The sequence below is a fragment of the Dyella sp. genome, assembly GCF_036384435.1.
In the GTDB taxonomy this organism is placed as follows: Bacteria; Pseudomonadota; Gammaproteobacteria; order Xanthomonadales; family Rhodanobacteraceae; genus GSA-30.
This window is the reverse complement of record NZ_DASVMI010000114.1, coordinates 1-21,261: the sequence shown is the minus strand read 5'-3', so window position 1 is coordinate 21,261 and position 21,261 is coordinate 1. Positions and strand designations below refer to the sequence as shown.

The following is a 21,261-nucleotide window of genomic DNA, read 5'->3' as shown; positions in this document are numbered from 1 at the left end:
CCACATCCGGATTTCCCCCATGAATGCTTACGACAAGAACGCAGGCGTCGTCATTGACGACGCGCAACTGCTGGCCGATGAGGCGCAGTACAGCTCGTTTGGCGATACCGTGCACTACGTCGATCCGCCCAAGATCTTCCGCCACGGCCAGGGCAGCTACATGTACGACACGGCCGGTGTGCCGTTCCTGGACCTGCAGATGTGGTATTCGGCGGTCAACTTCGGCTACGGCAACAAGCGCCTGAACGACACGCTCAAGCGCCAGATCGATGTGCTGCCGCAGGTTGCCAGCCAGTATCTGCACCAGACGCGCATCGAGCTGGCCAAGACCATCGCGGTCGATGCCCAGGAGAAATTCGGCCTCAAGGGCCGCGTGCACTTCAACGTCGGCGGCGCTCAGGCGGTTGAGGATTCGCTCAAGCTGGTGCGTAATTACAGCAACGGCAAGAGCCTGATGTTCGCCTTCGAGGGCGGTTACCATGGCCGTACCCTGGGTGCTTCGTCGATTACCTCCAGCTATCGCTATCGCCGCCGCTTCGGCCACTTCGGCGAGCGCGCGATGTTCATTCCGTTCCCGTATCCGTTCCGTCGCCCCAAGGGCATGACGCCAGAAGAATATTCCGATGCCTGTGTGCGTCAGTTCGAGCGTCTGTTCGAGACCGAATACAACGGCGTGTGGGATCCGAAGGTCAATCAGGCCGAATACGCCGCTTTCTACGTCGAGCCGATCCAGGGCACCGGTGGCTACGTCGTGCCGCCGCGCAACTTCTTCAAGGATCTCAAGAAGGTGCTGGACAAGTACGGCATCCTGATGGTCGTCGACGAAATCCAGATGGGTTTCTGGCGTACCGGCAAGCTGTGGTCGATCGAGCATTTCGGCGTCACACCGGACGCGATCGTATTCGGCAAGGCGCTGACCAATGGTCTCAATCCGCTGTCGGGCCTGTGGGCGCGCGAGGAGCTGATCAACCCGACCATCTTCCCGCCGGGCTCCACCCACTCCACCTTCAACTCCAATCCGCTGGGTACGTCGCTGGGACTGGAAGTGATCAAGATGGGCTATGAGCTCGATTACGAGACCAGCGTGGCAAAGAAGGGCGCGCACTTCCTGGACGGCCTGAAGGATCTTCAGAAGCGTCACAAGGAAATCGGCGACGTCGATGGCCTTGGCTTGGCGCTGCGCGCGGAAATCTGCACCGACGACGGCTTCTCGCCCAACAAGGCGTTGCTCGACAAGATGGTCGATATCGGTCTGGCCGGTGACCTTGAGCACAATGGCAAGAAGATTGGCCTCGTGCTGGATGTCGGTGGCTGGTACAAGAATGTGATCACCTTCGCGCCGTCGCTGGACATCAGCCATGAAGAGATCGACTTGGCGATCGCCTTGCTCGACCAATTGCTGACCAAGGCGAAGAAAGCCATGTAATGCATCGGTGCGGGCCGTATGGCCCGTGCCTGCTATTTTATGTCCGTGATTTCCCGTGCAGGGGAAGTGTGACAGCGGCGACGCCCTTGGGCGTCGCCGTTTTTTTCAGGCCCGCGTGGCATGCGGCGGGACGGTCTTAAGGTTTTCATAAGAGGCCCTCCTGATAATGGAGCCCGGCCCAAACCTGAAAGAACCATGCATATCCTCGTCGTTGAAGACGATGTTCCCCTGGGCTCGGCGATCGAGCGAGCCCTGTCGCGTCTGAGTTATACGGTCAGCTGGTTTCGCGATGGCCGCGAGGCTGCAGCGGCGATACGTGACGGTTCGGCCGATCTCGTACTGCTTGACCTGGGCTTGCCTGGCAAGGATGGTCTGGACGTGCTGGTGGAGGCGCGCAAGCACCAGGTACGTACCCCGGTCATCGTGATGACCGCCCGCGATGGCCTGGATGCGCGCGTGCGCGGCCTGGATGCAGGCGCCGATGACTACCTCACCAAGCCTTTCCATCTGGAAGAACTGGCCGCGCGTATCCGATCGTTGTCGCGACGCGCGCAAGGGCTGGCCGCCAACACGATCCACGCAGGCGCATTGAGCATGGACCTGGGGGACATGAGCGTGAGCTTCCGTGGGGAGGCAGTGGAACTGACCCGCCGTGAATTTGCCCTGCTGCAGATCCTGATGGAACGTGCCGGCCGCATCGTGCGCCGCGAAAGCCTGGAGAATTCGCTCTACGGCCTGGAAACCGACGTAGGTACAGGGGCGCTGGACGTACTCGTGCATGCCCTGCGGCGCAAGCTCAGTTTCGACACGATCAAGACAGTGCGTGGCTTTGGCTACATGATTGCGCTGGAACCGCAATGAGCGCGCCCAGCCTGGGCCGGCGCCTGCGCTGGACGATTATCGCGGTGCTTATTGCCGTATTGCTGCCCTTGGGCTTGCTCAGTTTCCAGCGTACGGTCTCGGAAGTGGACGAACTGTCCGATGGCCGGCTGGCACAGGCGGCACGCACCCTGGATGTGTTGATTGCACATGCGGGCATCGACGTGCTGCGCGGCAAGGACGACAACATGGTGCAGGTGCCGATAAAGGCCGCCGCCGATGGCGCAGTAACGCTGTATGGGCACACTTACGAATCGGAAGTCGGGTTCCAGGTGTTCGATACCACCGGCCGCGTGGTGCTTGCGACCGCAAATCTGGCGAACATGCTGCCTCCCGGTCCTCATGAAGCGGGCTTCCGGGATATGCGCCATGCTGGCTACCGCTGGCGTGTCTTTACCCTGGCCCGGGACCCCAAGGGTGTGGTGATCAGGGCGGCCGAGCGTTACGACAGCCGGCATGACATCACACAGGCGTTATGGATCGAGCACGGCGTACCGCTGGTGATCGGCATTCCGCTCCTGGCGCTGCTGGTGGGTTTGGCGGTGCGGCGCGGCCTGGAGCCGTTGGCACGACTGGCGACGCTATTGTCCGCGCGTGAGATGGGCGGCCACGAGCCGGTTGTGCTGCATCACGCACCGATCGAACTACGGCCGGTGATCGATGCGCTCAACATGCAGTTCGCCCGCATGGACGATGCCCTGGAACGCGAGCGCAGTTTCAGTGCCGATGTCGCGCACGAACTGCGCACGCCGTTGGCCTCGGCCATGATCAACCTGGAAAGCGCGATGGCCGAGAGCCATCTTTCCGCCCCGGACCCGGCATTGGTGGGCGCCCATGAATGCCTGGTGGCGTTGGCACGACGTGCCGAGCAGTTGCTCGCGCTGGCACGGCTGGAATCGAGCGCCGGCCGGACGCGACGTGAGCCGGTGGACCTGGGGAGCGTAGTCACCGATGTGATCGATGAAATGGCGTCCGCCATTGCACAAAGCGGCGCGGAGCTGAGCCTTGCACCGTTGGACGACGACCTGTGGGTGCCTGGCGACGAAGTGGCCTTGCGTGCACTGCTGCGTAACCTGGTCGAAAATGCCCTGCGCCATGTGCCTACAGGCGGACAGGTACAGCTTGTGCTGACTCGCACCGCGCTGGATGTATGGATCGACGTGATCGATAACGGCCCGGGCATTCCCCCCGAGCGACGCGCCGATGTCTTCACGCGCTTTCATCGCGAGAAGGACAGTCGCGGCGAAGGGTATGGTCTGGGTCTGTCGATCGTGCAGCGCGCCGCGCAATTGCATGGTGCATCCATCCAATTGCTCGATTCGCCGCTGGGACGTGGCTTGCAGGTGCGCGTGGCAATTCCACGTCAAGGATGATGAAGGGCTGGGGGGCGGTAGTGGGGGCGTAAATCCTTATTTTCAAAGTTGGCACTAAGACGGCCTCGCTACGGTGCATGCATCGAATGCATCGAAGGTCGCTAGCCTTGAAGAGGTCTTTCACGCGCTTGCTGTCGTTGTCATGGATGGCTGTCCTGGCCGGTTGCGCCACTTACCGGCCGATGCCATTGCCCGACCAGCCGCCTGCGCCAGCTTCATTTTCCACGGAAGGACCGCTTTCGCTTGCCGATATCGATCGGCGCGTTCTGCTGTCTGACCCTGAACTGGTTTCCGTGCGCGCACAACGCCGTGTAGCCCGAGCACAACTATTGCAGGCGGGTTTGCTGCCGAACCCGGTCGTAGGCGGCAACCTGGGATACCTGATGTCCGGTACCGGTGACGCGACGGCATGGACGGCATCGATCAGCCAGGACGTCCAGGCCCTGGTGACTTGGCGGCCCCGGCATGAGGCAGCGCGCGCCCAGGCCGAACAGGTCGATGCCAGCTTGCTCTGGCAGGAATGGCAGACGCTGGGCAAAGCGCACCTGCTGGCCGTGGACATCAGCGAAGGCCAGCGTGAATTATCGGTGCGACAGGCGATGCTGGCGCTTTCGCAAGCGCTTGATGCCAAGCTTGGCGACAGCCTCGCGCAGGGTGATGTCGAACTTGCCGTGGCGGGCACGAGCCGAGCGGCGACACGTGACGCCCAGGCGACTGTCGATGATCTGCGGCGCCAGTTGCTTTCACAACGGCGACAACTGGCAGCCATGATGGGTCTGGCGCCGGATACGGTGCTGTGGTTGCGCATGTCCACGCAAGGAGATGCGCACGATTGCAGTGGGGTCGATGGGCAACTGGAGCGGCTACAGGATCGCCGTCCCGATCTGGTGGCCTTGCAGTTGGGCTATCACGCGCAGGAGGCGCAGTTGCGGGCAGCTGTGCTTGCGCAATTCCCAACGCTGTCGTTCGGTGTTGCCGAGGCACAGGACAATAGCCGTGTACGCAATGGCGGCCCGTCGATCAGCCTGTCGCTACCCCTGTTCGACCGCAACCAGGGGCATGTCGCCATTGAGCGCGCCACGCGGCAGCAACTGTATGACGAATATGTAGCGCGGCTACGGCAGGCCAGGGATGAGGTAGCGCTGCTGCGTTCACAATGCATGCTGGCGCGGGCGCAACGCGATGCGCTGGAGCCTGAGCGCTTGCAGGCGCGCCAGCAGGCAGACACCGCGCTCGCTGCCTGGCAGGCCGGCCTGCTTGATCGCCGCGCTTATGTTGACTTGATGACCACGGCGACCGCACGTGAGATCGCGGCGATCGCGCTGGATCGCACGATGCTTGAACAGCACGCAGCTCTGGAAACTCTTCTTGGTTCCGGTATGCCGGAGACCTTGCCGGAAATGGCGGAAATCCCATGAATCGATGCACTTTCACTGGCGTGATATGCCTGTTGCTTGTTGCCTGTCACGCGCCGGACGATGCGCCATCGGTTTCACCGCAGGCCCAGGTCCATACCGTGCCTGTGGCTATGGGCGACCTGGTGTTGAAAGAAGACATCTATGGCGTGGCGCAGGTCAATGTCGCCCAGGTTCAGTCGGTCACGACGCAGGCTTCCGGTGTCATCGCGCAATGGGAGGTCGTGCCGGGCATGCAGGTACGGCGTGGCGCTCCCTTGTTGACGATCGCCGTCACGCCGGCTGCCCGTGCGGCCTGGCGCCAGGCTCGCAGTGCTGTGGCAGCGGCAAGGGTCGACCGTGATCACGTGGCTGCATTGCTTGCGCGACAGCTTGCGACACGCGATCAGTTGAGCCACGCGGACAAGGCGCTCGATGATGCGCAGACCACCTGGGATGCCTTGCGCGAACAACAGGGTGATGCATCCAGGCTGGTCGTCAAGGCACCATGTGATGGTGTGATCGATGCCTTACGTGTGGCGCGTGGGGACAATGTCTCGCCGGGGACCTCATTATTATCGATGTCCCCGTCCGACCAGCAGGTCGTTCATGCTGGCGCCGAAGCGTACAGCCGTATCCAGCAGGGTGATGTGGTGTCGCTGGTGGCATTCGATGGCGCAGCCTCCATGCATGGCAAGGTGAGGTATATCGCGCGTGCGCTGGATACGCGGACACATCAGCTCGATGTGGATATCGCTGCTGATCAACCGTTACTGGTCGGGCAGGGGTACCGAGCCCGGATAGAGGTTGCCACGCAGCATGGCTGGATCGTGCCTGACCAGGCCTTGGTTGGCGAAGCGTCAGACCGGCATGTTTTTCAGCTCGCAGCAGGCAAGGCGGTAGCGGTGCCAGTGACTATCCTGGCCGAGCAGGATGGCTTGAGCGCGGTAAAGGCCAACCTGGATGCGGCACGCCCCCTGGTCACCATGGGTGCTACGCAGCTCCAGGACGGCATGGCCGCCTCGGAGTCGGCTCGATGACGTGGACCGATCGACTGGTGCGCCATGGCCGTACATTCGCCCTCATGGTGCTGGTTCTGGCAGTGGCGGGCCTGGTCGCGGGATGGGACATGCCGATGGGCTTGTTTCCGCAGGTATCGTTTCCGCGTGTGGTGGTGGATCTGGACGCCGGTGACCGGCCTGCCGACCAGACGGCCCTGCTGTTGACGCGCCCGGTCGAGGAGGCGATTCGCACGGTGCCTGGTGTAGCGGGTGTGCGCTCGGAAACCACGCGTGGCTCGGCTCAGGTATCGGTGGATTTTGGCTGGGGGCGCGACATGCTCGCAGCGACATTGATGGTGGACGCGGCTATCGCCAAGGTCCTGCCGCAATTGCCGACCGGCAGTAGCTACGGTGTGCGGCGCATGGACCCGACCGTGTTTCCGATCATCTCCTATGCACTGCGTTCGGACACGATGTCTCCGGAGGCACTGCGCGATCTCGCGCAATATCGCATCGTGCCCCTGCTGGCCTCCGTGCCGGGCCTGGCGCGGGTGGATGTCCAGGGCGGCGAGACTGCCGAGATCGAAGTCGAGGCGAATCCGCACCGGCTGGCGTTGTATGGATTGAGCATGTCCGATCTGGCGAGCAGCGTGGCCAAGGCCAACGCCTTGCAGGCCGTGGGGAGATTGCAGGACGACCACAAGCTGTACCTGGTGGTGGTCAACCAGGGCTGGCGCGATGCATCGGCCTTGCACGATGTGGTCTTGCGGTCCCAGTCTGGCCGCGAAGTGAAGCTGGGTGACGTGGCCGATATTCATCCCGGTCACGTGCCGCAATGGATCAAGGTTGCCGAGGATGGCAAGCCGGCCGTGCTGTTCAACGTCTACGAGCAGCCCGACGGCAACGCCGTGCAGATAGCCGCGCAGGTGCGTACGCGATTGGCGCAATGGAATATGCCGCCTGGCGTGACCCTGGTGAACTGGTATGACCAGAGCGAACTGGTGTTGCAGTCGGCGCATGGCGTGCGCGATGCAATCGCGATCGGGTTGCTGCTCGCCGCGGTGGTGTTGCTGGTATTCCTGCGCAGTGTGCGCATCGTGGCTATTGCGATGCTAGTGGTGCCGGCGACCCTCGCCATCACGGTGCTCTTGCTGCGTGGCCTGGGCATGAGTTTCAACATCATGACGCTCGGGGGCATGGCAGCAGCTGTGGGACTGGTCGTCGATGATGCGATTGTGATGATCGAGCATATCGCGCGGCGTGCCGGTGCGCATGAAGGGGCGAAGGCCGTCTGGCAGGCAGCCGCGGAATTTGTGCAACCTTTGTCTGGTTCGAGTCTGGCCACGTTGATCGTATTTGTGCCGTTGGGGCTGCTGCAGGGCGTTACCGGCGCATTTTCCAGGGCGCTTTCCATCACCATGGCCTGCGCGCTGACGGTGTCATGGCTGCTGACTGTCTCGATCGTGCCGTTGCTGGCTGGGCGGCTGATCGATTTCACGCGCTGGCGTGATCCTGGACATTCGCGACATCGGCTGGATCGGATCCACACCTGGCTTTATCTGCGCCTGGCGCGCCGGCCTGTGTGGCTGGGCGTCATGCTGGCGGGCGTCGTGGCCGTCGGCATCATGGCAGGCCTGCATGTGGGCACCGGTTTCATGCCTGCCGTCGATGAAAGTGGTTTCGTCATGGATTATTTCACCGCGCCAGGCACCTCGATCGACGAAAGCGTGCGTCAAGTGGGGCAGGTTGAGGACATCCTGCGCGCCACACCGGAGGTAGCGACATTCTCACGCCGCCTGGGGACCGGCCTGGGTGGCGACCTGGGGCAGGCGCATCACGGCGATTTCTTCGTACGACTCAAGCCGGGGCATGCGCGAAGTACCGACGAGGTGATGGGCGACGTGCGTGAGCGCATCGAGAAAGGCGTGCCGGGTGTGGAGATCGAACTGGCGCAGCTGATGGAAGATCTCATCGGTGATCTCACCGCAGTGCCGCAACCTATCGAAATCAAGTTGTATGCCGTCGATCCATCCGTGCTGCCCGCGCAGGCGGACAAAGTTGCCTCTGCCTTAGCCGGTATCGCGGGTGTAGTGGATGTGCGCAGCGGCCTGCAACTGGCAGGCGATGCGATCGATATCCACGTCGATCCGGATCGGGCAGCGTTCGAAGGCATGGGAGTGGATGAAGTCACGTCGCAACTGGATCAGGCCATGAATGGCACGATCGCCACGCAATGGCTTGCCGCAAACAAGAGTGTGGGTGTGCGTGTGCGTATGCCCGGGATCGACCGTGCACACATCACCGATCTCCTGGCCTTGCCCTTGCGTGCCTCCGACGGGCATGTCTTTCCGTTGCGCCGCATCGCCTCCCTGGAGACGGTCAGTGGGCAGCCCCAGATCAGCCGCGAAAACCTGCAACCCATGCTGGCGGTGACGGCGCGTATCGAGGGTCGCGGCATCGGTGCGGCGGTGGCAGATGTACAGCGGCGATTGGCACGCGCTGGCGTGATGGAGCCAGGGGTGCGATACGAGTTGGGCGGCCTTTACCAGCAACAACAGATCGCCTTCGGCGGGCTGGTGCGTGTCTTCGTCATGGCCCTGATGGCCGAATTCGTGCTGCTGATGTTCCTCTATCGCCGTATCGTGCTGGCCGCCTGGGTAATGGGGAGCTCGTTGCTGTCGGTCATGGCGGTTTTCGTGGCGCTATGGTTGAGCGGAGTCGATCTCAACGTCACGGCCATGATGGGCATGACGATGATCATCGGCATGGGGACGGAGATGGCGATCTTCTACGTATCCGAATATGTGTCGTTGGCGGCGCGCATGGCACCGGCGCGCGCCTTGCGTCGTGCCAGCCGTGATCGGCTGCGGCCCATCACCATGACCACTCTGGCCGCGGTGCTGGCGCTCGTGCCGCTGGCACTCGCGTTGGGGCCGGGAGCCGGAATCGAGCAGCCCCTGGCGATCGCGATCGTGGCGGGCCTATTGCTGCAATACCCGATGGTGCTGCTGGTGTTGCCGATTCTGATTGGATTTACCGACCGCCGTCACCCGACCCTAGTCGGGTAACCACGTGCATGCCTAGCGCTCGCGGCGCTCGGTGCGTGCACCAGGGAACACGATCTCCACACGTAACCCGCCTTCATTGCCGCGCAAGAAGAACACTTGCGCGGCGTGGCGTTCGGCGATGCGCTGCACGATCGCCAGGCCCAGGCCAGTACCTTCCTCACCACTGCCGGGAACGCGAAAGAATCGCTCGCCCAGGCGCGCCAGGAATTCCGGTGGCACGCCAGGGCCATTGTCCTCGATGGTCAGGCGTGGACGGTGATCGAGCTGGTCGACCGTGACCGTGACGATGCTGCGGCGACCGGCATAACGCAGGGCGTTATCGATCAGGTTATCTAGCATTTCCTGCAAGGTGTTGCGGTCGCCATCGATCCAGGCCGGCTTGTCGCAGCCATCGTAACCAAGGTCCACGCCCGCGGCCAACGCTTCATGCACGCGCAGGCTGAGCATTTCCGGCACTACGCGATTGAGGTCGATCAGGTCCGGCACACGGCTTTCGTGTTCGGGCGATTGCGCGCGTGTCAGTGCCAGCAATTGGGTGGACGTGCGACTGGCACGATGCGTCAGCCGTCCGATATGTTCGAACGCATCGTGTACCGTGGCGGGAGTCGGATCGCTTTGCGCGCGTTCCAGATGGACCCGCAACCCCGCCAGTGGCGTACGCAATTGGTGAGCTGCGTCGGCGATGAACCGATCCTGCAGTGCCAGCATGCCGCGCAAGCGGGCGAATAGCCCGTCGATGGTCCGGGTCAGTGGCAGGATCTCCACCGGCACGTCAGCGTCGCCGATCGGTGCCAGGTCATGTTCGCGCGTGGCCAGTCGTTCGGTGAGTGGATCGAGCACGCGCAGGCCGATGCGTACGCCATACCAGACCAACGCAAAGACACCGGCGATCAGCATTGCCTGGGCGGGAATACTCAGCAGCAGGATTTCCTTGGCGCGCTCGTGGCGGTCGTGCAGGGTCTCGGCAATCGTCAACGTGAGCTCATCGCCTGGATCGTGACTGCTGGGGATGCGCGCGGTAGCGGCACGTACCGGGCGGCGGTCGATGACCAGGTCGTACAAGCGCGGCGCGGTGTCGACGGTGAGTGTCAGGCTTGCGGGAGGACGCAGTTCGCTCGTGCCGGCCAGCAGGCCACGCTTGTCGCTGCTGACACTGAAGTAGTTATGACCTTGCGGATCGAATTCGAGCAGGAAACGCGCCTGCGGAGAGATCTGGTCTCCCATGTCCTGCTTACTGAGCATCTCGGCCAGGGTGACGACGCTGTCGGCCAGGTCGCTATCGTGCACATGATTGGAGTACACCAGTGCGCCCGTATAGGTCACCAGGCTCTCGATCAACAGCATCAGCATCAGCGGTACAAGCAGGAACGACAGCAGGCGCCGATGCAGGCTTTGCCGTCCGTCGGGAGTCAGCTTGCGGTATAGCCAGGGTTGCGAAGGCCGGTCGCGGCTCATGCGGCGCCCGCGTCAGAGTCGTCCTTGACCTGTTCGAGCAAGTAGCCCAAGCCTCGGATGGTGCGCACCTGGGTTCCTGAATCGGCCAATTTGCGGCGCAAGCGATAGATGGCGATATCCAGGCCGTTGTCGGTGAGTTCTTCGTCCCAACTGCATAACGCTTCGACAAGTTGCGCGCGGCTGGTGACCCGGTCAGGACGCGCCGCAAGGGCTTCGAGCAGGCCGAATTCGCGCGCGGTCAGTTCCAGCGGGATGTTGTCGACCCAGGCGCGATGGCCGGGGAGATCCAGACGCAGCCGGCCGATACTCAATTCCGGCGCGCCTTGAGAGGTGTACCGGCGCAGCAGGGCGCGCACGCGTGCCTCGAACTCGGCCAGGGCGAATGGCTTGACCAGATAGTCGTCGGCGCCCAGGTCGAGCACGCGTACCCGTTCGCGCAGGCCCTCGCGCGCCGTGATCACAAGCACCGGGGTACCTGATCCGCGACGGCGCAGTCGTTGCAGCACGTCGCTGCCGTCCAGGGCAGGCAGGCCCAGGTCAAGCACCAGCAAATCATAGGGCGTATCACGCAGCGCGCTGTCGGCACGGGCACCGTCGGTGACGTGGTCCACCGCATGGCCCCCCTGGCGCAGCGAGGCACAGACGCCTGCGGCAATGGCCGGGTCATCCTCGGCAATCAGGATACGCATGCTTTTTCTCCTTCCACGTTAGGGCTTGCACCGACGAGTTAAAATTGCGAGTGATTCTCATTTATGAGATCATGCCGAACTCATCAGCGGTAATGCGATGGCACGACAGCGAGCTTAAGGGGGTGCAGCCCGCGCGGCAAAGATCTGGGGCCTGTGGGCCTGCTTTTCAGATCGGTCGTTGCATTCCCTTCAGCTCCCGCCCGGTTTTTGACGAGGATCCTGTAGTTGTCGACACAGCCTATCCAGCGCAGTGCCGGGCGCGCCTTCTGGCTCAGGCAACTGCACCAGTGGCACTGGATCAGCTCGGCGCTGTGCCTGATTGGCATGCTGGCATTCGCCATCACCGGCTTCACGCTCAATCATGCCGGTCAGATCGAGGCCAGCCCGCATACGACCCATCGAAGTGCGTCATTGCCCGCACCGCTATTGCGCGCCTTGGCCGGTCAGGCTGAGCGCAAGAGCATGGCGGTGCCGACGGTGATCGTCGACTGGGTGCGCGAAACGCTTGATGTCGATGTTTCCGGCTACTCGGGCGACCTTTCTGATGATGAGTTCTACGTCTCGCTGCCGCGCCCAGGCGGCGATGCATGGCTCAGCATAGACCGCCAGACCGGCAAGGTGGACTTCGAGCGCACCGATCGCGGCTGGATCTCCTATCTCAATGATCTTCACAAGGGTCGCAATGCCGGCGCAGCCTGGGGATGGTTCATCGATGTGTTCGCCCTGGCTTGCGTGATCTTCTCGGTCACCGGGCTGCTGTTGCTCAAGATGCACGCCGCGCAGCGTGGTGCCACCTGGCCCCTGGTGGCCATGGGCCTGCTGTTGCCGTTGCTGCTTGCCCTGATTTTCATCCACTGACGAGGTTGCCGATGCGTCGCCTGCTGATTTCCATACCCGCCGTTGCCCTCGTTGCCCCCGCCTGGGCGGCCGACATGAATGTCACCGTGAACATTCCGCGGCTCAACGTGGCCGAATACCACCGCCCTTATGTCTCGGTGTGGATCGAGCGCGCGGACAAGAGCATCGCCTCGCAACTGGCGGTGTGGTACGCGCAGAAGGACAGCAAGGAAGGGGCTGGCACCAAATGGCTGCCGGAGTTGCGCCTGTGGTGGCGCCATGGTGGGCGCGAGCAACAACTGCCGGTCGATGGTGTATCCGGCGCCACGCGCCCGGTGGGCGATCAGGTGCTGAAATTCCAGGGTGGCAAGGCGCCGCTCGGCGACCTGCCCGCTGGCAAGTACGAACTGGTGGTGGAGGCCGCGCGTGAGACAGGTGGACGCGAAGTGGTGCACGTGCCGTTCGAGTGGCCGGTCACCAGCGCCCAGCACATCGACCAGAGCGGCAGTGTGGAACTGGGCGCGGTCAAGCTCGACCTCGCACCGTAAGACTTCAAGGAGCTACCGATATGAATCGTTCCGTATTCAAGATGGCCGCACTGTCCATGGTGCTTGCGCTACCCCTGACCGCGCATGCGCACAAGATGTGGTTATTGCCTTCGGCCACGTCCGTGGCCGGCGCCGATCCGTGGGTGACCGTCGATGCGGCCGTTTCCAATGACCTGTTTTTTCCCGATCACTTTCCCGGTTCGCTCGACCGCCTGGTGATCACCGGACCGGACGGCCAGCCGGTCAAGCCGGATAACGCCTCGACCGGAAAGTACCGCAGCACCTTCGATGTTCATCTGGTCCAGCAGGGCACCTACAAGATCGCCATGGTCAACGCTGGCGTATTCGCCAGCTACGAACTCAACGGCGAGAAGAAACGTTGGCGCGGCAACGCGGCAGACATGGCGAAAGAGCTGCCAGCCGGCGCAAAAAATGTCGAAGTCACCGAGTCGCTCAATCGCGTGGAGACCTTCGTCAGCAATGGCAAGCCGAACGATGTCGCCTTGAAGACCACCGGCGACGGTATCGAGCTGGTACCGGTCACCAAGGTCAATGACCTGGTCTCCGGAGAAGCGGCAACGTTCCAGTTGCTGCTCGATGGCCAGCCGGCGGCCGACCTGAAAGTCACCGCCATCGCCGGTGGCGTGCGCTATCGCAATGCACCGGAAGAAGTCGAAGCCACCACGGGGGCTGATGGCAAGTTCACGCTTCGCTGGCCGCATCCGGGCATGTACTGGGTCAATGCCAATACCCAGGACGCCAAGACGCAGGTCAAGCAGGCCTCGCAGCGCCGCGTGGCGTACTCGGCAACGCTGGAAGTGCTGCCCGAGTAAGTCGCAGCGCATGTCGACGATCGAGGCCGTCATGCCCGTGTCGCAACTGCACGGGCGTACCATGGGAACTTCCTGGGCCGTGCGGGCTGTGCTGCCTGTCGACATGGCACTGGAGCCTGTCCAGGCTGGCGTGCAGGCCTGCCTCGATCGCATCGATGGCTCCATGAGCACGTATAAACCCGAATCGGAGCTTTCGCGCTTCAATCGCGCCCAGGCGGGAACGTGGCATGTCTTGTCGCCAGCGTGCTTTGAGGTAATCACGCATGCGTTCGCGCTTGCACGTGAAACTGGGGGTATCTACGACCCGACGGTCGGGCCGGCGGTGAACCTATGGGGATTTGGCCCGGATGCGACGCGGCAGGAACCCGTAGCGGAGCATGCGGTGCTTGCTGCGCGCGAACGAATCGGTTGGCAACGAATTGAACTGGATCAGGCCACACTCGCCATGCGCCAACCCGGCGGTGCCTATGTCGACCTCTCCTCGATCGCCAAGGGATACGCTGTCGACGTGGTCGGTGACTGGCTCCGTGCCCATGGCGTGACATCCTGGCTGGTCGAAGTGGGCGGCGAGATGAAGGCCCATGGATGCAAGCCCGATGGCTCTGCGTGGCGTGTCGGTATCGAGATGCCCGATGCCCAGGGCCGCTATTTCTGTTCGCTGGCATTGAACGCGATGGCCATTGCGACATCCGGCGACTACCGTCGTCGGTTCGCCAGCGCCGGCGAGGTCTACTCACACCATATCGATCCGCGCACGGGACGACCCGTGTCGCAGGCGGTGGCCTCCGTCAGCGTACTGGCGTCGCGTGCCTTGCATGCCGACCCGCTGGGGACCGCCATGACCCTGCTGGGCCCCGAGCGGGGGCTTGCATTTGCCCAGGCTCGCGACATCGCTGTGCTGTTCGTGCTGCGCACCCCAGATGGCCTGGAACCCCGTTTGACCACGGCATTTGCGGCGGCCTTGCAGGCATGAGTCGGAGCGTGTCCGGAGCGCCCGTGGCGCGCGGCAATATTGTGCTGCTTTTTCTGTTGGCTGTGACCTGGGTGGTGCTGGCGGCATGGCACGCGCGTGACATGAGCTGGAGCATGCCGCGTCCGGCGCGCGTTCTGGCGGCTGCGGCAGCCGTGACGGCCTGGGGCTGCTTGTGCCTGCTGGTTTTCCTGCGGCGACGTATACCGCCGGTGCAACACGCCGGTAGCGAGTCATGGCTGGTGGCTTTCGCCAGCCAGACCGGGTTTGCCGAGGAAGTGGCCTTGCATACGGTACAAAGCCTGCAAGCCGCTGGTACGCACGCGCATGCGCTTGCGCTGGGTGGACTCGACGCCGCATCGCTACATGGCATGACGCGTGTCTTGTTCATAGTCAGCACCACCGGCGAGGGCGATGCACCCGATAGCGCTGCGGGATTTGTTGGCCGTTGCATGACTGCTTCCATAGACCTCGGCGGTTTGCGCTTTGGTCTGCTTGCCCTGGGCGATCGCCAATACGCACATTTCTGTGGCTTCGGCCGACGACTCGGGCATTGGTTGCGCGAAAATGGCGCGCAGATGCTTTTTGATCCGGTGGAAGTGGACAACGGCGATCCGGCAGCCTTGCGCCATTGGCAACATCATCTTTCATTACTTGCCGGTGTCCAGGACATGCCTGACTGGCACGCCCCCCGCTATCAGCCGTGGACCTTGGTGGAGCGTCGACTGATGAACCACGGCAGCCAGGGCGGCGCCTGCTTTCATCTGGTGCTGCAATGCCAGCAAGAGAGCGCAACCTGGCAGGCGGGCGACCTAGTTGAAATCGGGCCACGACAAGCGCCTGATGATGTGACCGACTGGCTGCACGACGCGGGTTTCGACGGTAGCGTGCGTGTCATGGTCCAGGGTGAGGTGACTACCCTGGCCGATGCCTTGGCACATGCCCACTTGCCACTGATCGATGACGTACGCGATTCGTCCCCGCAGGACGTCGCCGACGCCTTACTCGCCCTGCCGCATCGTGAATATTCGATTGCCTCTACGCCTGCGGATGGCGCGATTCATTTGCTCGTTCGTTGCAAGCATCGTGCTGACGGACGTCCGGGTCTGGCATCTTCTTGGTTGACACGGCATGCCCCGGTGGGGGCAACGATCGCACTGCGCATTCGCAACAACGCTAATTTCCACCTGCCAGACGATGATCGACCCCTGATCCTCATGGGTAACGGCACCGGACTGGCCGGACTGCGCAGCCTGCTAAAGACACGCATTGCGGCCGGTCATCGACGCCATTGGTTACTGTTCGGCGAACGCCAGGTGGCACATGATTTCTTTCATCGTGCCGATGTCGAATCCTGGGCTGCTGAAGGTAGCATCGAAAGGCTGGATCTGGCCTGGTCGCGCGACAGTACGCAGAAGGTCTACGTGCAGCATCGTTTGCGCGAAGCGTCGGACACCCTCAGAGCCTGGGTCGAGGAGGGTGCGGCTATTTACGTCTGCGGCAGCCTTGAGGGCATGGCTCCGGGCGTTGATGCGGTGCTTGCCGAGGTGCTGGGCACGGCCACGATCGAACGCTTGCGCATGGAAGGCCGCTATCGTCGCGACGTGTATTGAGCGCAAGCGTTGCCCGTTACCGGGTCAGGCGTAGGACACCCTGCGCGGCTGACAGGGGGCGTAATAGGCAAAGACATGGCTTGTATTGCCGTGGAAATCCATGTCATCGATATGCTCGCCACCCAGTCGTTCTGCGACTCGGTCGGATGCTTCGTTGCCAATGCGGACCAGGCTGATCACGCGCTGGAGGCGCAGCGAGGTCCATGCGAAATCCAGGATCGCCCGGCCAGCTTCCGTGGCGTATCCATGATGGCGATGTTCGGGCTTGAGCATCCAGCCCAGCTCGGTGTCCGGCCATCCTTCCGGGTGCATCAGTCCGGCGCGACCGATGAATTCGTTGCCTTCTTTCAACTCCAGCGCCCACATGCCGTACCCGAGCAACTGCCAATGACCAAGCAGCATCGCCAGTGAGCGCCACGCGGTAGTGCGGTCGAGCGGCTCACCGTCGCCAAGCCAGCGCGTGTTCGCCGGGTCGGCCAGCATCTGGGCATAGGCGTCGAAATGGCGCTCGGTGAGTGGCGCAAGACGCAGGCGCGCGGTTTCAAGGGTGGGGATATCGAACATCACGGATCAACGACAGTGGCGGAAGACAGAAGCCGCGAAAGCGCCTGTGTACTCAGCGACAGGCTTTCGTGCCAGGACCAGCCGATTATTTTCTCACCAGTGGCCGTGTCGATAAAGTCCTCCTCCTGGCCCGGAGGTAGCAGGTGTCGGTAATCGACCGTAATCTCTGTGCCTGGAGCCAAGTCATTGAGCGCGAAGACAAAACCGAGGTGCCACAGACCGCTGGGGGAAAAACTGTGGTTGATGTAGCACTCGTCGGGCCAGTCAGGGGACAAGGTATAGCGGTCTTCGAACCAGCGTGCCGCCGAATACATTTCGTTTCCAAGCAGGGGGTCGCTTTCCAGTTCGGTCTGGCGCCAGGTTTGGTGGATGGCGTCAGGCGCGGTGATGATCTGGCCCGCCGAGACTTTTTCATTCAGAAACAGCCCCTTGCCAGCGCCACTGATGGTCGAGGCGGCTATGCGATATCGCGGCAGGATCATGAGGGTGCCGTTGGCTGAAAGTGCGGCGAGTGTAATGCAACCGGTGCAGTTGACCAGATGCCGTTGAGAAGGCCCGCGGCGGTCATGGGAATGTCGGTCCAGAAGGGAGATGGGCCTAGATCGCCATGCCGCCGCGGATAAACGTGGTCGGTCAGGTGTCGGGTGAGTCGGCTCGTTTGCTGTTGGAGGCCCTGCTTTTCTTGGCGGTGGGCTTTTCCGGCTCGGTATCGAACGTGATGGCTTGGCGATTGCGCTCCACGACTGCGCTGCCAATGCCCTTTATTTGTGTCAGCTCATCTGCACTCTTGAACAAGCCATGGGCCTGTCGGTGTTCGACGATGGCCTGGGCCCGCGCCAGCCCGATGCCGTCAAGGGATTCGGCGATGGTCTTGGCATCGGCCGTGTTGATGTTGACCGACGTGGCGGCCATGGCATATCCGGTCCAGAGGCTAAACGTGACCAAGGCAAGGCTGGTGACACGCAAGGAAAATTGCCGCATGCAGTAGCTCCGTGGGAGGGACTCTCACTATCCCCGGCCAGACTGGAAAAGGCAGTCGGCGCATGCGATTGCCGGTTGCCGCATGCAAGGATTAGCTACGTAGTCTTAAGCCCTGATGGCCTGTCGCCGAGGATACGAGGCATCGCGGTACACTAATCATTTCCGCTTTTCGAGGACCCGCCATGGACACTGCTCGCCTTTCGAGCTTCATCAGCGGCCTGTGGGACGACGAGATCGTGCCGCAATTGGTCGAATACATCCGCATTCCGAACAAGTCGCCGATGTTCGACAGCAAGTGGGTAGAGCACGGCTACATGGATGCTGCGGTGAAGCTGATGGAGACCTGGGCAAGGTCCAAGCTTTCCTCCCTGCCGGGAGCCACGCTGGAAGTGGTTCGCCTGGAAGGCCGCACCCCGCTGATCTACATCGAAGTTCCCGGTCAGAACGAAGACACTGTGGTGCTCTACGGTCACCTGGACAAGCAGCCAGAGATGACCGGCTGGGCCGAAGGGCTGGGACCGTGGATGCCGGTACTGAAGGGCGACAAGCTCTATGGCCGTGGTGGCGCGGACGATGGCTATGCGATCTTCGGCTCGCTTGCCGCGCTGTTGGCTTTGCATGAGCAGGGCATCCCGCATGCCCGTTGCGTGATCCTGATCGAGGCCTGCGAGGAATCGGGCAGTTATGACCTGCCGTACTACGTCGATCACCTGGCGTCGCGCATCGGCAACCCATCGCTGGTGGTGTGCCTGGATTCGGGTTGCGGCAACTATGACCAGTTGTGGCTGACTACTTCACTGCGCGGCATGACTGGCGGTGAGCTGAGCGTCCAGGTACTCGAAGAAGGCGTGCACTCGGGCGACGCCTCCGGCGTGGTGCCATCGAGTTTCCGTATCCTGCGCGAGCTTTTGAGCCGTCTGGAAGATCCGCAGACAGGCAAGATCAAGCCCGAGGAACTCTACGTGGAGATTCCCTCGCAGCGTGTCGACCAGGCCCGGCGCTCGGCCGACGTCCTGGGCACGGCGATCTACGACAAGTTTCCCTTCGTCGCGGGCATGAAGCCGGTCACCGAAGATCTGACCGAACTGGTACTCAACCGCACCTGGCGTCCGCAACTGGCGGTGACGGGTGTGGATGGCATGCCGCCGCTGGAGAGCGCAGGTAACGTGCTGCGTCCGCGTACTGCCGTGAAGCTGAGCTTGCGCGTACCGCCCACGCTCTCGGGCGCGAAGGCCGGTCAGTTCGTCAAGGAACTGCTTGAGAAAGACCCGCCGTATGGCGCGAAGGTCACCTTCAAGCTGGAGAAGGATGGCAGTGGCTGGAATGCCCCACAGCTGTCGCCCTGGCTGGAGCAGGCGGTGGCCGAGGCTTCGGAGCACTTCTTTGGTGCGCCGGCAGCTTATATGGGGGAGGGTGGCAGTATCCCGTTCATGGGCATGCTGGGCGAGAAATTCCCGCAGGCGCAGTTCCTGATCACCGGTGTGCTTGGCCCGCATTCCAATGCGCATGGCCCGAACGAATTCCTGCACATTCCCACCGGCAAGCGGGTCAGCATGGTCGTGGCCGAGGTCGTGGCGCGCCACTTCGCACAAGGCGCCGCCTGAGCAACAGGCCGGCGGGGCGGTCCCGCCGGCCATCCTGAGGAGCCATGCCATGCCTGCCGATATCTCCGGAGATTTTTCGTATATCGCCGGCCAGTGGTCGGCAGTGTGCGAGCGCGTCGCCGCAGCCTGCCGCGATGCGGGCCGTGATCCCTCGGAAGTGTCGATACTTCCGGTCAGCAAGACCTTTCCCGTCGATGCCATCCGCGAGGCCTCCCGGCTGGGCCTGCGTCGCTTTGGCGAAAACAAGGTGCAGGAGATCCGTGACAAGGCCGGCCCCCTGGCCGATTGCGCGATCAACTGGGTGGTCATTGGCCATTTGCAAACCAACAAGGCCAAGGATGTCGCCAGGCTTGCCTCGGAGGTGCAGTCGCTTGATCGGCTGGACCTGGCTCAGGCTCTACAACGACGCCTGGAACAGGAAGGGCGTTCGCTGGATGTGCTTGTCCAGGTGAAGACCTCGCCCGAGGAGAGCAAATCTGGGCTCGCCCCCGCGCAATTGCCCGGGTTCCTGGATGCACTTGAACCGTTGACGGCGCTGCGAGTGCAAGGCTTGATGACGATGGCGGTCCATTCGCTGGACACGGAGGCAGTACGTGCCTGCTTTCGTGAACTGCGCTTGCTGCGGGAGGACGAAGCCCGGCGCGGCCGGGTATTGCCGCGCCTTTCCATGGGCATGAGCGGTGATTTTCCATCGGCCATCGCCGAGGGGGCGAGTGAGATTCGGATAGGTACCGCGATCTTCGGTCGGCGCCAGCCTACAGTCATAGATTAATGAACCTTACAATCTAAAGAGTTTATTTATCTGGCCTGCACCTGGCGATAACAAAAGAAAATTCATTAATTTCAATTGTTTGCATATGTCCCGATCGCTTTCGGGAATTTTGGAACGATGGAGTTCAGTTAACCTCGATCGAACAAACGGCCTATGCCTCTTTGCTAACTTCACTACTTCGTCACGGTCGCCGGTCAGTCCGGCGGCCAATCTCGTGAATAGCTACAGGGGATGTTCCTGCATGCCGCTCAAGCGATTGACCGCCAGTGCCTTGGCTAGCGCTTTGTTTCTGTCCGCACCGTTATTTGCCCAGGACGCCGCACCCGAAGCCTCTTCGAACCTGGCGTCCTTCTCGTCCACAGCCTCCCTGTTGATGACGCAGCTGCCGGCCTTCAGCCCGGCGCCCGGTCTCGCGCAGTCCGTGGTCCCCAGTGCTGACGCCCTGGTCGCGACGCAGGCTGACAAGTCCGCCACCAGCAGCGCGGCCGATAACGTGGCCGATGCCGACGATGAGGGTAATCTGGACAGCGCCAACGGCCTGGACCTGCGCAACGCGCTGATCGGTCTGGCGATGAAGCTGCGCGACATCCGCTACACCCGTGGCGGCCACGATCCGTCCACCGGTTTCGATTGCAGCGGCTTTGTTCGATACGTGTTCGCGCATGCCGTGGGCCTGGAACTGCCGACCAACTCCGCGTCGCAGTTCGTCGCTGGCCTGGCGGTCAAGCGTGCGGACATGCGGCCGGGTGACTTGGTGTTCTTCCGCACGGCGGGCCGTGGTGGCCGCGGCCGCATCTCCCACGTCGGTATCTACATCGACAACGGGCAGTTCATCCATTCGCCCTCGCGCGGCAAGACCGTGCGGGTGGATAACCTCTCCGAAGCCTACTGGGCCAAGCGTTTTGCCGGTGCCAAGCGCCCGGAAGGCATCGCCCAGAACGGCTGATTCACCGCTTCACATGTGTTCCACAGTTCAAAGCCGCCCTCATGGGCGGCTTTTTTTAGGTTCATCGCGGCGTGCTGTGGAGCCCTTTTGCAACCCGGCATGCTCTTGAGGCTCGATTAGGTGGCATCGATGCTGGACCGCAAGATGATCGAGAAGTTGGGCCGGTGGCATCTACCCCACACGGACGGCGGCAGCCTCGGACGTATTCGATTACATCGAGATGTTCTACAACCCGATTCGCCGGCACAGTTTCGCCGGCGACCTGTCACCGGTAGAGTTTGAACGGCGCTATGCGCAAAGCGGCTCGT

19 protein-coding genes and 1 pseudogene are annotated in these 21,261 nt (G+C 62.5%); 15 read left to right on the top strand and 5 right to left on the bottom strand.

The genetic code is table 11. The features are described 5' to 3' along the window. Positions 1–19: 19 nt before the first annotated feature. The 6 genes from VF436_RS11540 (at position 20) to VF436_RS11515 (ending at position 9,141) form a co-directional block, all read left to right on the top strand. A complete protein-coding gene (locus VF436_RS11540; protein WP_330904176.1) occupies positions 20–1,426 on the top strand; it encodes an aspartate aminotransferase family protein in 1,407 nt (468 codons plus the stop codon). 195 nt (positions 1,427–1,621) lie between these two features. Beyond that, complete coding sequence (locus VF436_RS11535) at positions 1,622–2,287, top strand: response regulator (RefSeq protein WP_330904175.1); 666 nt, start codon at positions 1,622–1,624, stop codon at positions 2,285–2,287. Next, complete coding sequence (locus tag VF436_RS11530) at positions 2,284–3,678, top strand: ATP-binding protein (protein WP_330904174.1); 1,395 nt, start codon at positions 2,284–2,286, stop codon at positions 3,676–3,678. Before VF436_RS11535 ends, VF436_RS11530 begins: the two co-directional genes overlap by 4 nt. A gap of 107 nt (positions 3,679–3,785) precedes the next feature. After that, a complete protein-coding gene (locus VF436_RS11525) occupies positions 3,786–5,096 on the top strand; it encodes a TolC family protein (protein ID WP_330904173.1) in 1,311 nt (436 codons plus the stop codon). Beyond that, the gene (locus VF436_RS11520) at positions 5,093–6,112 is read left to right on the top strand and encodes an efflux RND transporter periplasmic adaptor subunit (RefSeq protein WP_330904172.1); all 1,020 of its coding nucleotides are present in this window, start codon (positions 5,093–5,095) and stop codon (positions 6,110–6,112) included. The genes VF436_RS11525 and VF436_RS11520 overlap by 4 nt, the downstream gene beginning before the upstream one ends. Beyond that, positions 6,109–9,141, top strand: coding sequence for an efflux RND transporter permease subunit (locus VF436_RS11515; RefSeq protein ID WP_330904171.1), 3,033 nt, complete (start codon positions 6,109–6,111; stop codon positions 9,139–9,141). Before VF436_RS11520 ends, VF436_RS11515 begins: the two co-directional genes overlap by 4 nt. Positions 9,142–9,153: 12 nt before the next feature. Here VF436_RS11515 and VF436_RS11510 read toward each other — a convergent pair whose 3' ends face one another. Together VF436_RS11510 and VF436_RS11505 are read right to left on the bottom strand one after the other, a co-directional pair. Beyond that, positions 9,154–10,596, bottom strand: coding sequence for a sensor histidine kinase (locus tag VF436_RS11510; protein WP_330904170.1), 1,443 nt, complete (start codon positions 10,594–10,596; stop codon positions 9,154–9,156). Next, positions 10,593–11,285 (bottom strand): response regulator transcription factor, encoded by a 693-nt coding sequence (locus VF436_RS11505; protein WP_330904169.1) that lies wholly within the window; start codon positions 11,283–11,285, stop codon positions 10,593–10,595. The genes VF436_RS11510 and VF436_RS11505 overlap by 4 nt, the downstream gene beginning before the upstream one ends. Before the next feature lie 225 nt (positions 11,286–11,510). On the opposite strand from VF436_RS11505, the gene VF436_RS11500 reads away from it, so the two are divergent. The 5 genes from VF436_RS11500 to VF436_RS11480 are packed head-to-tail and all read left to right on the top strand — an operon-like array spanning position 11,511 to position 16,086. Beyond that, positions 11,511–12,143, top strand: a complete 633-nt coding sequence (locus VF436_RS11500; RefSeq protein ID WP_330904168.1) for a PepSY-associated TM helix domain-containing protein — start codon at positions 11,511–11,513, stop codon at positions 12,141–12,143. Positions 12,144–12,154: 11 nt separating this feature from the next. Next, the gene (locus VF436_RS11495; protein WP_330904167.1) at positions 12,155–12,670 is read left to right on the top strand and encodes a DUF2271 domain-containing protein; all 516 of its coding nucleotides are present in this window, start codon (positions 12,155–12,157) and stop codon (positions 12,668–12,670) included. Positions 12,671–12,690: 20 nt separating this feature from the next. Beyond that, the gene (locus VF436_RS11490; protein ID WP_330904166.1) at positions 12,691–13,503 is read left to right on the top strand and encodes a DUF4198 domain-containing protein; all 813 of its coding nucleotides are present in this window, start codon (positions 12,691–12,693) and stop codon (positions 13,501–13,503) included. A 10-nt stretch (positions 13,504–13,513) separates the two neighbouring features. Next, positions 13,514–14,476, top strand: a complete 963-nt coding sequence (locus VF436_RS11485) for an FAD:protein FMN transferase (RefSeq protein ID WP_330904165.1) — start codon at positions 13,514–13,516, stop codon at positions 14,474–14,476. Positions 14,477–14,484: 8 nt separating this feature from the next. Further along, complete coding sequence (locus tag VF436_RS11480; RefSeq protein WP_330904164.1) at positions 14,485–16,086, top strand: sulfite reductase flavoprotein subunit alpha; 1,602 nt, start codon at positions 14,485–14,487, stop codon at positions 16,084–16,086. A 24-nt stretch (positions 16,087–16,110) separates the two neighbouring features. Here VF436_RS11480 and VF436_RS11475 read toward each other — a convergent pair whose 3' ends face one another. The 3 genes from VF436_RS11475 to VF436_RS11465 form a co-directional block, all read right to left on the bottom strand. Beyond that, complete coding sequence (locus VF436_RS11475) at positions 16,111–16,650, bottom strand: GNAT family N-acetyltransferase (protein WP_330904163.1); 540 nt, start codon at positions 16,648–16,650, stop codon at positions 16,111–16,113. Next, the gene (locus VF436_RS11470; protein WP_330904162.1) at positions 16,650–17,132 is read right to left on the bottom strand and encodes an SET domain-containing protein; all 483 of its coding nucleotides are present in this window, start codon (positions 17,130–17,132) and stop codon (positions 16,650–16,652) included. Before VF436_RS11470 ends, VF436_RS11475 begins: the two co-directional genes overlap by 1 nt. 151 nt (positions 17,133–17,283) lie before the next feature. Further along, the gene (locus tag VF436_RS11465; protein ID WP_330904161.1) at positions 17,284–17,631 is read right to left on the bottom strand and encodes a ComEA family DNA-binding protein; all 348 of its coding nucleotides are present in this window, start codon (positions 17,629–17,631) and stop codon (positions 17,284–17,286) included. A 182-nt stretch (positions 17,632–17,813) separates the two neighbouring features. Here VF436_RS11465 and VF436_RS11460 point away from each other — a divergent pair, with 182 nt between their 5' ends. From VF436_RS11460 to VF436_RS11445, 4 genes and pseudogenes are all read left to right on the top strand, one after another. Then, entirely contained in the window at positions 17,814–19,235 is a 1,422-nt protein-coding gene (locus VF436_RS11460; RefSeq protein ID WP_330904160.1) for a M20 family metallopeptidase, read from the top strand. A gap of 49 nt (positions 19,236–19,284) precedes the next feature. Beyond that, the gene (locus VF436_RS11455; RefSeq protein WP_330904159.1) at positions 19,285–20,007 is read left to right on the top strand and encodes a YggS family pyridoxal phosphate-dependent enzyme; all 723 of its coding nucleotides are present in this window, start codon (positions 19,285–19,287) and stop codon (positions 20,005–20,007) included. 241 nt (positions 20,008–20,248) lie between these two features. Then, positions 20,249–20,953, top strand: a complete 705-nt coding sequence (locus VF436_RS11450; RefSeq protein ID WP_330904158.1) for a C40 family peptidase — start codon at positions 20,249–20,251, stop codon at positions 20,951–20,953. 169 nt (positions 20,954–21,122) lie between these two features. Further along, positions 21,123–21,261 (top strand): annotated as a pseudogene (locus tag VF436_RS11445) (IS3 family transposase); the annotation flags it as partial.